Genomic DNA, 13,188 nt, shown 5'->3' on the forward strand with positions numbered 1-13,188 from the left:
CTCTCAGTTGTTTGCTAGCTATTTCGTGCTCGCAGTTCGCGGTAGGTGACGAGGGTGTTGTGCTTAATCCGCCACTCGATACCTCGGCGGAAGTGCGGATAGCGAGGCGTCCATGGCTGCTGGATGTATTGACGAACAAGCCCGATTCATCCAAGAAGACGACTCCACCCACGCCGCCATCGAGTGTTCCATTGGTGAGCGATCCGCCCTCGATGCAGACGCGCGGGCAACATGAACCGGTCGTGGTCGACACGCCGTCGCGGCAGACGCCGGCGGTCGGTTCGAACACGCCGTCGGACGATGATAATTGGGTGCCGCGAGCACGCCGCATTGTGGCCGATCCAGAACGGTTGCCTCTGCGTGATCCGCTGCCGCTTCGGGATCCCGAAGTCGCGAGCCCGTTAATCAAGGACGCGACGATCCAAGACGCGACGATCAAGGACGCGACGATCAAGGACGCGGCCCCGACCGATTCCCGCGCCACCCAGCAGCCCAGCAAGAAGGTGTCCGAGACGCCCGCTTTGATTCCAATCACTCGCTCGGTCGATCCGATGCGATCGGCGACGCGTTCCCCCGAGTCCGCGGTGAGCGAATCGACCGAGTTGTCGCCTGCAGAGAAGTTCAACGAATTGGAACTCGAGCTGGCGCCGACGGCAAGTCCCGAGTTGGCAAGTCCCGAGTTGGCTGGGCCTGATTTAGCGAGCCCTTTAGCGAGCCCTGCGGTGGACGCCTTGGCCAGTGACGATGACACAGCGCTGGAAGGCTTGAGCGAAGTGATCGCCAGTGAAGAGCCCGCGCGTGAAGAGCCAGCCAGTGAAGAGTCCGAGAGTTGGGAAGATGCCGAACGGAGTACCGCCGGAGACCGCTACAGCGACCCGGTCGTAACGGATCGTGAGCGATTCGAGGCCGAGGAAGCGTTGGCATCCGACGGAGACAACGAGGAGGTCGCGGAAGAGTTTGCTGACGAGGTGGTCGAAGATTTAAGTCTTGGCGACCGTCTGAGAAAGGCGACTCCCCAAATCACCACCTCGCCGTCATCCACTGCAGATTCGCAACCTGCTGCCAAATCGCCGCGTCGCGAATCGGATCCCCAGCAGCGTGTTGCCGATTCGCGGCTCGCGACAAGTGCGGCAGCCCCGCCACAGCGATCGGTTTCGGTTGGTGATCAATGGGACGAACCGACGGGGGCCAAAGCGAGTGAGCCGGTTGTACTGGATTATGTTGGGATGCCGACCGGGCCGATACGTATTTCGGCATCGGTTGCTAAACTGAAACCGGTCATGCAGCGGTGTTTGGTCAACTATTATCGCCGCCCTGAAGTTGCCAATGAACGAAGCAATTGGGGAATGTTGCATTCGATCATGGTTTATGGCGTCGATACCAAGATCGTCGCCGAACGCCAACATTACAGCGCGATCGCGTGGATGGCGGGGAACAACGCGAGTCGCGGTCAACGGTTGCTCGAAGAGGACCGTGATGGCATCCACGTCAAAAGTGGCGTGGGATTGCAGGGGCACCAAGCTCAAATGTTGTGCGTGTTCTCGTTGTGTAACGTCCCCGTGGATTACCCCTTGTATGTCGGCACGACAAAGTACTCGGTTCGCGATGTGGTGAAACGCGAGATGGCAGATTGCAAAAGCGGCGAAGAACTGACCTTCACGCTGATCGCGCTGTCGCACTATTTGGATACCGACGAGAGCTGGATCGCAGCGGATGGAACCCGCTGGGATTGTGAGCGATTGATTCGTGAAGAATTGTCGCAGCCAATCGTCGGAGCTGCCTGTGGAGGAACGCACCGCTTGATGGGGTTTGCTCATGCGTTGCGGAAACGACGTGCCGAAGGCCGCCCGATCACGGGGCAATGGGCACGAGCCGAAGAATTTACCAACGATTTCATCGACTATGCCTTCTCGCTGCAAAACCGCGACGGCTCGATGAGTACCGATTGGTTCGAGGGGCGTGAAGACAATGGCAATCGGGATCGCAAGGTGCAAACGACCGGCCATATCGTTGAATGGTTGCTCACCGCACTGCCCGATTCGCAATTGCAAGATCCTCGTTTGGTGCGTGCGATTCGGTATCTGTTAGCGTCGATGTACAACGACCCGAACCATGATTGGCAGATCGGACCCAAAGGGCACGCGCTGCGTGCGTTGGCAATGTATTACGAGCGAACCTATCGCAGTGGACCGGCTTGGCAGACGCCCGCCGTCGCCAACGGTGATCGATCGACACGCCGGTAACGGGGGTGAACGCCCGAACGGACGATTATCCAGCCCACAAAACACAGATTTCGGGGCTGATCTGGTTGCCGGTTCAGGCTGCTTCGCTAATACTTGGATTCTCTTGTTAAATTACCCAGTTTGAATCACACCCAACTTGTCGAGTTCGCCCTGCAATGGCGACACAACGTCTGACGAAACATAATGCGGCGATGATTCGCGCAGCGATCGACCTTTTTCGTGATCGCGGTGCGGACGCTTTGCTGCTGCTGCTTGATGGTTCAACCGACTGGAAACGAATCTCCGAGATGGCTCAGCCGCTCGATAAGCCGTTTATCGTCGCGGTCGATTCGCCCGAAGACCTCGAGGGTGCCTCTGAAGCGGGGCTAAAACCGCTGGCCTTGAACAAGGAAAAAGCTCCGCTGCTGGAACGGCTCCAGCACGCTCTGCTCGAAGCGGCCGCCGATGAGTTGATTCGGACCAATGGCGAAGTCGTCGCGCTTTACAGCGGTTTCCAACAAGGTCGGCTCGATTCGATCAGCCATCTGCAACTCGATGAACGGATGCGGCAATTGACCAGCCGTGACCTGCAGATGCTCGAGAGTCGCGTGCCGCTGAAAACAATCAAGGCGGTCATCGACTTGGCAGCCCAAATTGGTCGCGAAGGCCGCGAAGGCAAACCGGTCGGAACGCTGTTCGTCGTTGGCGATACTCGCAAGGTGCTCGAGCATGCCAACGACAGTGGGGTTGATCCCTTCCGCGGCTACAACCGCAAGCAACGCAATCTGCTGGATAAGAAAGTCCAAGAGGATGCCAAAGAGGTCGCTCAGCTTGATGGCGCCTTTATCATTGCGGGCGATGGCGTGATCGAAAAGAGCCGGCAAATGCTCGAGGTCTCGCACGAAGATCTGACGATGAGCAAAGGGTTGGGGGCGAGACACTGGGCCGCCGCCGCAATTTCGCGAAAAACCAAAGCGATCGCGGTTGTTGTCAGCCAATCGACCGGCACCGTTCGCTTGTACCAAGACGGTCATTTGGTGATGCGAATCGAGCCGATGGACAAGGCGGTGAAGTGGCAAGAGTTCAACTTCGAACCGCCGTCATCGTCGCCGCCTGAAAACTAAAGCGTATTGATCTTGGGTGTCGCGGAATTCTTCAAGCATTTCCAGCCCAATCAAGTTTGATCCAACGGCGGACGCGAATTGTCGCTACTTGTTTTCGGATCAGTTCAAAACTTTGGATCGGTTCGAAAAGTTTTGTAGCTACGCTCGCCAAAGCCTGGATAGTTGCCACGCAAATAGGAATCACCCCCTTCTGTGGCGAAGGTAGCTACGACAAAATGCGTCACAGCGTTGCCCATCCGCTGCTACAGCAGCGGCAGTTCATCATCGCGGCGAGTCGACATGCCCTCTTTAAAATGTTGGCGGCACACCGAGACGTAACGTTCGTTGCCGCCGATTTGAATCTGGCTGCCGTCCTTGACCGGTTGCCCCTTGGTATCGATACGCAGCACCATCGTGGCTTTGCGTCCACAGTGGCAAATCGTTTTGATTTCCGAGAGCGTATCGGACCACGCCAACAGATGTTCGCTGCCTTCGAACAAGTGCCCCTGAAAGTCGGTGCGTAAGCCGTATGCCATCACGGGAACGTCGAGCGAATCACAGACGTCGCTCAGTTGACGCACCTGCAATCGAGTCAGAAATTGAGCTTCGTCGACGAAGACGGCATGCAGTGGCGTCGCGTCATGCTGGCTCTGGACGACGGAAAACAAATTGTCCGCTTGGTTGAACGTCATCGACTCGGAGGACAATCCGATTCGCGAGGTCACCTTTCCTGATCCAAAACGCGTGTCCAATTCGGGCGACAGAATCATCGTGTTCATCCCCCGCTCGCGATAGTTGTAGCTCGCTTGCAGCAGCACGGTCGACTTTCCCGCATTCATCGCGGAATAGTAAAAGTACAACTTGGCCATAGCGGCAGCGACTCCTTCCTGAGGGCAAGCTTGTGTTTTGGGGCAGGCCTATGTTTCTGGGGCTAGCACGACGCGAGTGCTTCGAGTTGTTTGCCGGTCAGCTCGCGGATCCCTTTTTTCGCCAACCGCAACAGATCCGCGAGTTGGTCGTCGTCAAACGTCGCTTCCTCGCCAGTCCCTTGAATCTCGACAAACTTGCCCGCCCCGGTCATGACGACGTTCATGTCGACGTCGGCGGCGACATCTAATTTGTAATCGAGGTCCAAGTGAGCGACATCGTTAACGATTCCCGTGCTGATCGCCGCGATGCTGTCGTGGATCGGGCCATCACCAATCCGGCTGCCGGGAACCGCAATTTCGATTGCTTTGGCTAACGCGATGAATCCGCCGGTGATCGATGCGGTTCGCGTTCCTCCGTCGGCTTGGATGACGTCACAATCGACCGTGATCGAACGTTCGCCCAACGCAACGAGATCGACCACGGCTCGTAGACTGCGGCCAATCAACCGCTGGATCTCCGTCGTCCGGCCATCCATTTTTCCGCCGCGGTCGCGTGGTTTCCGCGGCTGGGTGCTGCCGGGCAACATGCTGTATTCCGCCGTCACCCAACCTTTGCCTCGACCGGCCAACCACGGCGGCACCGTGGCTTCGAGCGACGCGGTGCACAACACAATCGTCCCTTCGCAACGATACAAGACGCTGGCGGGGTTCGAGGGAATATAGCCGAGTTCGATTTGCACGTCACGAAGTTGGTCGGCGGGGCGGGTGGGGGAAGTCATCAAGGGGTCCGGTGTCGATGGATGGAAGTCGGTGAAGATAAATATTGGGGGGACGTTAGTTCTGCAGCGGTTCGTCCGAGGACATCGATGTTGTTTGAGGTTGCCAGGGACCTAATGATTTTTCGGGAAAGACGATCAACCGCCGCGCGGCAAAGTTCAGAGCCAATCCGACCAACGTCGCAAGCAGCTTTGCCGTCGCAGGGCCGGTTTGATGGATTAACAGAAGCGTGGTTTGACGGTCGACGATTCCGATCACCAGTACCGAGAGCGTGTATAAGAAAATTTCACCCCAACGTCCCCAACGAGATTGATGACGAAAGATCGAGTGGATGCACATCCAATAATTGATTGCCGCGGCAAGCACAAAGGCGATCGGAGCGGCAACGCCCACCGATACATCCATGCCTAGCAGCCCGAGAAAGATCACCAGGTTCGCGATCGCACACAAACTGCCCACGATTAAATACAGCAGAAATTGAAGCGGTGCCGGCAAATTGTGGGCGTTGTATCGCACGATGCAGTACAGAGCGCGAAGCCCATCACGCACTCCGATTTTTTTGCCTTCGGCGTAAGTGCGTCCCATGTACGAGACACCCATTTCGACGATTCGCACGCGTCGTTGGGCCACGGCGGCAACCACTTCGGGTTCGAATCCAAATCGTTTTTCTTTCAAATCCAGTTGCTGGATCAAGTCGCGGCGAAAGACTTTGTAACACGTTTCCATGTCGGTAAGATTCAAATCGGTAAACATGTTCGACAAGAACGTTAGGAACCGATTCCCCATCGTGTGCCAAAAATAGAGGACGCGATGGGTGCCGTGCGAGAAAAATCGCGATCCGATAGCCACTTCGGCTTCGTCTTGGATCAGCGGCACGACCAACCGTAGCAGATCTTCGGGGTTGTATTCGAGATCGGCATCTTGGATCGCAACAAAGTCACCGGTAGCGGCTTGGATGCCGGTATGGATCGCCGCCCCTTTGCCTTGGTTGACCGAATGAAACAAGACACGAACGTTGTCGAAACGGGCGGCGAGCTGTTCTGCAATCTCACGACTGCGATTTTCCGAGCAGTCATCGATGATGATGATCTCGAGTCCCAACATATCGCTTTGGATCGCGCGAACGCGGTCGATACATTTTTCGAGCGTCGCTTCTTCGTTGTAGCTTGGGACCAGGATACTCAAGACATGCCGTTTGTCCCGTCGTGCCAACTCGCTTGACGAGCCTTCGTTCCGCATGTTCATCCTCGTTGGGTCTCGTCGCTAAACGGCTTGGTCGGAGCTGATGTTGTCATCGATCCACTTGCGATTGAGCAGCCACACCAGCAGCCCTTTTTGAGCATGCATGCGGTTGCCTGCTTGTCGAATGACGTCACTTTGGTCGCTATCGATCACCGCGTCGGTGATTTCTTGTCCTCGAACGGCTGGTAAGCAGTGTAGCACTCGCGCGTGCCGTGGGGCGGCCGCCATCAGTTTTTCGTTGACTTGGTAATTGGCAAACGCGGCACGGCGAGCGGCCATCTCGGCTTCTTGCCCCATGCTAGTCCAAACGTCCGTGTAAATCGCGTCGGCTTCGGCTACCGCTGTGTGGGGATCTGTGACGGTTTCAATCCGGGCCTTGGGATAGCGGGCCGCGATGCGAGCAAGCCAATCGGTTTCCATTTCATAACCCGGCGGGCATGACAAGGTAAATCGCATGCCGAGCATCGCGGTGCACAACGCGACCGATTGGGCCACATTGTTACCGTCACCGACAAACACGATGTGTTTGTCTTGGTACCCTCCCAACGATTCTCGCACGGTCAACACGTCGGCCAGCGCTTGGCAAGGATGGCACAGGTCGGTCAAACCATTGATGACCGGCATCGCATTGAAGCTGGCCAGCAGTTCGACATGTTCGTGTTTCTTGGCTCGACACACCACGGCGTCGACAAATTGTCCGAGCACTTGGGTAAAGTCGGCAGGCGATTCGCGTTTTCCCCAACCGACGTCGTCACCGAGAAACAGACTGCTGCCTCCGAGCTGAGCCATCCCCGTTTCAAAGCTGACTCGCGTTCGTAAACTTGGTTTCTGAAACAAAAGTGCAATCACACGACGGTCTAAGATCGCTGGACGATCTCCCGCAGCCAACCGCTGTTTGAGCGAGAGCGATGTCGCAAGAATGCTTCGTAGATCGTCAACTTCGATATCGAATAGACTTAGTAGGTGTTGCACGGCAACGGCCTCATCGTTGTGTTTAATTTCGTAACAGATTCGTGATTGATTCAAAAAGGCAGAACTGCAATGCGAGGCGGATCATTCCGTTGCACTTTGTTCCATCGCCTGCATCGTTTCGACCAGCCGCCCCAATAAAGCGTCGCGGTCGGCGTCGCTAAAGTGGATCGGCGGTTGCAACCGGATCGAGGTTTCCCCCGCGGGTTCGATGCGAAGTCCGTTTCGCGCGGCAACGCCGACGATTTCCATCGCGGCCAAGTCGGTCTCAATACCGATGGTCATTCCGGTCACATGGATGTCCCGAATGAATTCAAAGCCCGCAATCGCTTCTGCCAACGCAACCGCAAAGTTTTGAGCCGACTCGTTAACCGAATGAGGCCATCCGAGACGCGAAAGTTCGTCTAGCATCGCTAGTACTACATTCCGCTGCATCGGATAGTTCGCTGATTGTTGGATCGAATGGCCAGTAAGCCGCTGGGATGCAATCAGCAAACCGCCCGGGAGGCCACCAAACAGACCCGCCGAGATCACGATGCCATCGACCGGGATGTCACAGAGCGACGTGTAGGAGAAACAGGATCCGCTGGCTCCGAAACAGAGTCTTGATTCGTCGATCAACAGCATTAAGTCGCGTTGGTCACAAATCTGGCGGACTTTGCTTAGATAGGTGCCATCGAGAGGGCGAGCCGCATTGCTTAGATTCACGGGAGACAGCAGCACTGCGGCAGTCGATTCATCGATTGCCGATTCAAGAGCCTTTAAATCGTTGGGTTTGACGTGATCAAACCCGGCCACCATGGGACCGAATCCTTGGTGTAGCGAGGGTTGCCCGCTGGCCGAACGGCACAACGCCGTCCGTCCGTGATCGGACCCCGCAAGCGCAAGGGTGCGGTAGCTGGTTTCTGCGTTGCGTGTTCGTGCAAACGTGACCATCGCTTCGATCGCAAGATCCGCATCCGAAAACAGCAAGCATGAATCCACGCTGATCGCGTTGGAGTTGTCTGCGGACTGCAACACTTGCTCTAACGCCGCAGCAAGTTCGGGCTGCGCGTCGTCGACGATCTCTCGCACTGCCGAGGCGTCACCGAAGCTGGCGTCGGCGGTCTGGCGAATCGCATCGCCAATCGCCTTGCAGCCTAATCCCACCGCGCTGGCTCGGCCCGCCAGAGCATCGACCCAGGCGTGCCCTGCCGCATCTTGACAGCGAATGCCTTCGGCGTGGGCTCGCCGGGTTGCCCACGCGGGAGCGAAATCGGTGGCGGTCGTGTTGACCCGGACGGCTGGAATTTCATTCGCCGCCGCGACTCGCGGTGGATCAGCCGGTTCGGGCTCATCTGCACCTTCGTCTCCGCCATCGTCTTGGTCTGCGGCGAGTTCCTCGAACTCCTCGTCGTCCTCGTCCTCGTCGTCTTCGTCCTCGTCGTCTTCGTCCTCGTCGTCCTCTTGCTCTTGCTCGTCGTAATCTTGCTCGTCGTCGTCCTCTTCGTCGAGTTCCGCACTGACCTCGATCTCGTCGATCACTAGGTCGTCTTGGCCGATTTCAGTTTCCTCGGCAAACTCCTTTTCGTCGCTTCGCAGCGTGGGCGACACATCGCCGGACTCCTCGGGCGTTTCTTTGCTTGGCTCTGCAGGTTCGCTCATGAGGATGCTTTGAAGTGACGTGAAAAACAAAAAACGACGGCCAACCCGCCCGGTTGATTGGGCGGGTTTCCGTCTGCTGAGTTTGAAAAGTGAGAGGAAAAGATCGGTTTTATGTCGTAGTGACCTGCCCCTTATGGATGTATTTCGGTTCCCACGCCCTTTGTCGTGAAGATTTCGAGCAGCAACGAGTGACGCAGTCTACCATCAATGATGTGGACCTTCTTGACACCACGTCCGAGCGTTTCCAAGCAGGCCTCGACTTTCGGAATCATTCCCGAATTGATGACACCATTGTTGATCAATTCTCGAGCCTCGGCGGACGACAGCGAATGGATAATGGTATCCGGATCATCTTTGTCACGTCGGACGCCATTGACGTCGGACAAGAAGACAAGTTTGTCCGCTCCGAGCGCTTGAGCGACCGCCATCGCCGCGGTATCAGCATTGACGTTGTAGTGTTGGCCGTCATCCCCTTCGCACATCGAGGGGATCACGGGGACTTGGTCGGTGTACGACAAGCCTTCGATCACATTTCGGTCGACACGGGTGACTTCGCCGACAAACCCCAGGTCTTCATCGGGCTGATCTACCAACTTCTGCCCGAACAGCACATTGGTGGTTTGGAACGACAAATTCATCGCCCGTCCACCGAGTCGCTCGATTTCTTGGGTCAGGAAGACGTTCAGCTCTCCGGCGAGCACTTTTTCGACTGCCGCCAATGTCGGCAAATCGGTGACTCGGCGGCCACGGACAAAATTCGGAGCGATTCCTGATTCGGCCAACTCACGATTGATCGCCTTGCCGCCGCCGTGTACCAATACCGGCTTCATCCCCACCGATTCCATGAAAATCACGTCCAACAGGATGTGCATCAATTCGTGTGGATCATCCAGAATGCTGCCGCCGAGCTTGATGACCGTCGTTTTGCCTCGAAATTGACGGATCCATCCCATCGCTTCGATCAGGGTGTTCGCTTTGGAGATCGCTTCTTCCAAGGTAAAGTCTCCAATGTGGTCAACGTTTTTGATCGAATCAGGCACTTCCGCTCGCTTCTTGTCTGTTGGATTTGAATTTGGACTGATTTTGGTGGCCTTTCCGCAGACGGAAAAACCGATCAATTTAGAGGCGGCCACCCAGAGGGTCAATTGAGATGGCCAGCAAACAGCAAAACAGTGGGTCTAGTTAAGGAAAATAATGCAAAAACAACGTTTAGCTGTCGTCGGTGGCGGTCAAATGGGGCGAGCACTCGTCTGTGGGATGCTCGATAAACAAGTCATTCACGATGCGGATGTCGTGATTGTCGACCACAATGTGGCCAGTCGCCAATGGTGGAGCGAGAATCGGCCGCAGGTGGCGGTGTGCCCCGATCTGAGCGAGGCGGTCAAGGATGCCAATACCGTGATGCTGGCCGTCAAACCCAAGGTGATTGGCAAAGTGGCCCAGCAAGCGGAGCCGTTTTGGGATGGAAAACTCGTGATTTCCGTCGCTGCCGGCGTGATGCTCAAATCGCTGTGCGGTTGGATCGGCCACCAACGCGTCGTTCGTGTGATGCCCAATACCCCCTGTTTGGTCGGTCAAGGCGTCAGCGCTTTTTGCGGTGCCGACGAGGTTTCCGAGCAAGATAGTGCCTGGATTACGACGCTGTTCTCGAGTGTGGGATTGGCGATTCCGGTGCTCGAATCCCAAATGGACGGCGTTACCGGGCTGAGTGGTTCGGGGCCAGCCTACGTTTGCTTGATCGTCGAAGCACTCGCCGATGGCGGTGTTTTGGCGGGACTGCCTCGTCCGCTGGCGATGAAGTTGGCCGCCCAAACGGTGCTCGGAACCGCGCAGATGATCGCGGAAACTGGTCGCCATCCGGGGGAATTGAAGGATTCAGTCACCAGTCCTGCCGGGACAACGATTGCCGCGGTCCAAGTCCTGGAGCAAAATGGAATAAGAGGGGCATTGATCGATGCTGTGGTAGCGTCGGCGCGGCGAAGTCGTGAACTCGCTGCGGATTGAGCAACCCATTTCCAGCATCCCATTTCCATACGAATCGCCGCTCGCTTTACAACGTCGGCGATCTTTGCTTCACTTTCGCTGGGCGACCGAGAACACCCCTGCACCGCCGCGCTGGACCACTTTCACCTCGTCATAAGTTATCAGAACGATGGAATCACCAATTATCAAAGTTGACGACAAACACGTCCCGCTTTACCGAATCGTTTGGGTCAGTGAGATTCCACACTTTTGTGGCGAGCCCGATTGCATGCACGAAGGGGACTACGAAGTCCGCTTGGATGTCGATGACTCGCTGTGGACCAGTGCGAGTGAACGCGATGCTACCGTCGCCGCATTGGCGAAATGGTGTGGCGATCCCCGCGGTGATGACAGCCCCGATTGGTGAAACGGTTTGGCGAGGCGGGTGACGCTGGGAATGACCCGGATTGCAAAATTCGGTTCGTAAAACCGAAGCCTCCAGCGATGTTCGCTCCTGCTTGCTAGCTTTCTTTGTTTGCTGGCAACACAATTGCCTCATCGGCAACCATGCACGCGATGCCATCACGGACGGGGTACATCAAACCGCCCGATTCGCGGATCAGGCCTGTCTCAATCCCCTCGCGAATACGTTGATCTTGGCGGTCACGCAGTTCGCCATTCTTGATCAATTCGTTGATTTTTTCGACAAACGAAGGCTCTGCGGGCCGCAGTGGCTCGCCGCTGAGGACGCAGCGAAGCATGGAAAGTAAATTTTGATCAATCATTTGATTTGGCTCAGCATTGATGCTTTGAGTTTCCGAAACTAAGGCAAGCAGACCTGGTGCATGGACGCACGGAATCAGCTTAATTTAATGCTGCCTCAGGTTGGTTAACGAAATTTCGTTCTTTTCTTGTTTCCGAATACGGCGGAGGATTGCCATGAAGTCGCGAGCTTGCTCGCGGTTCGTCCAACCGGTTGCTCATCTTTGTGCAACGTTTTCGACGATCGCAGTTTTCAGTTGTGCCACAAACTCGACCGTCCACGGTCAGTCTACGGCGCCGGCACAATCGTCTCCAGGCTACTACACCGATCCTCAGACCGGCATCGTTTATCGCCAGGTCACTAAAACGATCGAGCGCCCCGTCGTGGAAACCAAAACGGAACAGCGAGAGCAGACCGTCTATCGGCCTCAGACCGTGACGGAAACCAAACCCGAAGCGCGAACCGTCTACACGCCGGTGGTCCAGTACGAGTGGCAGCCTCGTTTGGAAGGTCGTTGGAACCCGTTCCGCCAACCCACCTTGGCCTACCATCATGTGCCGCAAACTCGTTGGGAAAGTCGCAACGAAGTTGTGCACCGCACCAACACGCGTACCGAGTGGGTTGCCGAGACACGCACGGTCAATGTGCCTCAGCGACTCGTGCGAATGGAACGCGAGCAGAAGATCGATTATGAAGCGGTCGGTCGCGTTGCACCGCAGCAAGCACCCCCGTCGACAAGCGAACAGGCGATTGCATCGCGTTTGCGTCCGCTCGATTCCAACACCCGTGTCGAAGCCTTCTCGAACCCCACAACTCAGATTGCTCAGGCTACGACCGTTTACGCTCCACCGCGTATTGCCGCGTCGTCACTCGGCCGCATGACCAGCGATCCTCCGCGGCGATCGTCCAGCCAAGCGGGATTGCGAAGCACCGAGCTGTATCCGACGCCTAATCAAGGTTACAGCGGAGCATTGCCACCGGCCAGCACCGGCGTTGCGACCCTGCCCGCTTTGCCGCTTTGGCGCTAAACGTCCAAGCGAACCACGCCTTCCGATTACGCCATCGATACGTCGATGGCGTCTTCGATTCCACGCTGAATCAGTGCGTGGCGATCGCTTTGCGGTTGCCACCGGAGGACTTGTTTGCTGCGGCTGCAATCGAATGTGGCCTTTTGCGTTCTTGATTCCCAATCGTAATAGCTCGGTTTGCGGCGATCGGGATGACGGACCGCTGTCTTCACCATCCATTTAGCCATGTCAGTCAGATAAAAGTGCCAAATCTTGGTCGGTTTGATATCGATGCTCACATTGGAAACGCGTTGCAATTCGCTTAGGTAATCCTTTGCCGTCAACACCGGATCGGCGACGAAGTTAAAGGATTCGCCACTGATATCGGGGTGATCCATCGCCGCGATCAATCCCTCGGCAACATCGTCGACAAGGACTAGCGGTAATTTGTTATTGCCATCGCCCCATACTTGGCAAAAACTTTCACCAGTCCACATGCCGATTCCCCAGTGAAAGGGCGAGCCTCCTTTGCCAATCACAATCCCAGGGCGAGTAATCACCACGTCGAGCCCTTGGTCTCGTTGCAATTGGCCGAGATGATCTTCGATGACGGCCTTGGATTTCGCATAC

At 56.3% G+C, this 13,188-nt stretch carries 13 protein-coding genes; 5 read left to right on the forward strand and 8 right to left on the reverse strand.

The features are described 5' to 3' along the window. A partial coding sequence (locus ABX962_RS16525; protein ID WP_372721150.1) for a FimV family protein occupies window positions 1–2,243 on the forward strand: 2,243 nt, incomplete at its 5' end. Between the two features lie 155 nt (window positions 2,244–2,398). Then, entirely contained in the window at window positions 2,399–3,346 is a 948-nt protein-coding gene (locus ABX962_RS16530; protein ID WP_339943956.1) for a diadenylate cyclase, read from the forward strand. A 242-nt stretch (window positions 3,347–3,588) separates the two neighbouring features. On the opposite strand, the gene ABX962_RS16535 is transcribed toward ABX962_RS16530, so the two are convergent. From ABX962_RS16535 to argB, 6 genes are all read right to left on the reverse strand, one after another. Next, a complete protein-coding gene (locus tag ABX962_RS16535; RefSeq protein ID WP_372721151.1) occupies window positions 3,589–4,194 on the reverse strand; it encodes a thymidine kinase in 606 nt (201 codons plus the stop codon). 62 nt (window positions 4,195–4,256) lie between these two features. Further along, window positions 4,257–4,973 (reverse strand): ribonuclease PH, encoded by a 717-nt coding sequence (rph, locus tag ABX962_RS16540; protein WP_372721152.1) that lies wholly within the window; start codon window positions 4,971–4,973, stop codon window positions 4,257–4,259. Between the two features lie 55 nt (window positions 4,974–5,028). Further along, on the reverse strand, window positions 5,029–6,210 hold the full coding sequence (locus tag ABX962_RS16545; protein ID WP_372721153.1) for a glycosyltransferase: 1,182 nt from the start codon (window positions 6,208–6,210) through the stop codon (window positions 5,029–5,031). Window positions 6,211–6,234: 24 nt separating this feature from the next. Continuing rightward, window positions 6,235–7,185, reverse strand: coding sequence for an ornithine carbamoyltransferase (argF, locus tag ABX962_RS16550; RefSeq protein ID WP_372721154.1), 951 nt, complete (start codon window positions 7,183–7,185; stop codon window positions 6,235–6,237). Window positions 7,186–7,266: 81 nt separating this feature from the next. Beyond that, entirely contained in the window at window positions 7,267–8,826 is a 1,560-nt protein-coding gene (locus ABX962_RS16555; protein ID WP_372721155.1) for an aminotransferase class III-fold pyridoxal phosphate-dependent enzyme, read from the reverse strand. 131 nt (window positions 8,827–8,957) lie between these two features. Then, window positions 8,958–9,821, reverse strand: a complete 864-nt coding sequence (argB, locus tag ABX962_RS16560) for an acetylglutamate kinase (protein WP_339944039.1) — start codon at window positions 9,819–9,821, stop codon at window positions 8,958–8,960. Between the two features lie 199 nt (window positions 9,822–10,020). Between argB and proC the strand changes: the two genes are divergently transcribed. Together proC and ABX962_RS16570 are read left to right on the forward strand one after the other, a co-directional pair. Continuing rightward, a complete protein-coding gene (gene proC / locus ABX962_RS16565) occupies window positions 10,021–10,830 on the forward strand; it encodes a pyrroline-5-carboxylate reductase (protein ID WP_372721156.1) in 810 nt (269 codons plus the stop codon). 148 nt (window positions 10,831–10,978) lie between these two features. Continuing rightward, complete coding sequence (locus tag ABX962_RS16570; protein WP_339943942.1) at window positions 10,979–11,215, forward strand: hypothetical protein; 237 nt, start codon at window positions 10,979–10,981, stop codon at window positions 11,213–11,215. 94 nt (window positions 11,216–11,309) lie between these two features. Here the strand turns inward: ABX962_RS16570 and ABX962_RS16575 are convergent, their stop codons facing one another. Then, window positions 11,310–11,573, reverse strand: coding sequence for a hypothetical protein (locus ABX962_RS16575; protein ID WP_372721157.1), 264 nt, complete (start codon window positions 11,571–11,573; stop codon window positions 11,310–11,312). Between the two features lie 154 nt (window positions 11,574–11,727). Between ABX962_RS16575 and ABX962_RS16580 the strand changes: the two genes are divergently transcribed. Beyond that, window positions 11,728–12,579: a hypothetical protein gene (locus ABX962_RS16580; protein WP_372721158.1), complete on the forward strand. Its 852-nt coding sequence runs from the start codon at window positions 11,728–11,730 to the stop codon at window positions 12,577–12,579. 26 nt (window positions 12,580–12,605) lie between these two features. On the opposite strand, the gene ABX962_RS16585 is transcribed toward ABX962_RS16580, so the two are convergent. Beyond that, window positions 12,606–13,188, reverse strand: a 583-nt coding sequence (locus ABX962_RS16585) for an NAD-dependent epimerase/dehydratase family protein (RefSeq protein ID WP_372721159.1), incomplete at its 5' end; no start/stop codon positions are given.

Origin of the sequence: Novipirellula sp. (assembly GCF_041583735.1) — a bacterium.
In the GTDB taxonomy this organism is placed as follows: domain Bacteria; phylum Planctomycetota; class Planctomycetia; order Pirellulales; family Pirellulaceae; genus Novipirellula.

Excerpts from the sequence above, each read along its gene's own strand:
- ABX962_RS16530 (WP_339943956.1), top strand. The coding sequence starts at position 2,399 with ATGGCGACACAACGTCTGACGAAACATAATGCGGCGATGATTCGCGCA.
- ABX962_RS16535 (WP_372721151.1), bottom strand. The coding sequence starts at position 4,194 with ATGGCCAAGTTGTACTTTTACTATTCCGCGATGAATGCGGGAAAGTCG.
- rph (WP_372721152.1), bottom strand. The coding sequence starts at position 4,973 with ATGACTTCCCCCACCCGCCCCGCCGACCAACTTCGTGACGTGCAAATC.
- ABX962_RS16545 (WP_372721153.1), bottom strand. The coding sequence starts at position 6,210 with ATGCGGAACGAAGGCTCGTCAAGCGAGTTGGCACGACGGGACAAACGG.
- ABX962_RS16555 (WP_372721155.1), bottom strand. The coding sequence starts at position 8,826 with ATGAGCGAACCTGCAGAGCCAAGCAAAGAAACGCCCGAGGAGTCCGGC.
- proC (WP_372721156.1), top strand. The coding sequence starts at position 10,021 with ATGCAAAAACAACGTTTAGCTGTCGTCGGTGGCGGTCAAATGGGGCGA.
- ABX962_RS16570 (WP_339943942.1), top strand. The coding sequence starts at position 10,979 with ATGGAATCACCAATTATCAAAGTTGACGACAAACACGTCCCGCTTTAC.
- ABX962_RS16575 (WP_372721157.1), bottom strand. The coding sequence starts at position 11,573 with ATGATTGATCAAAATTTACTTTCCATGCTTCGCTGCGTCCTCAGCGGC.
- ABX962_RS16580 (WP_372721158.1), top strand. The coding sequence starts at position 11,728 with ATGAAGTCGCGAGCTTGCTCGCGGTTCGTCCAACCGGTTGCTCATCTT.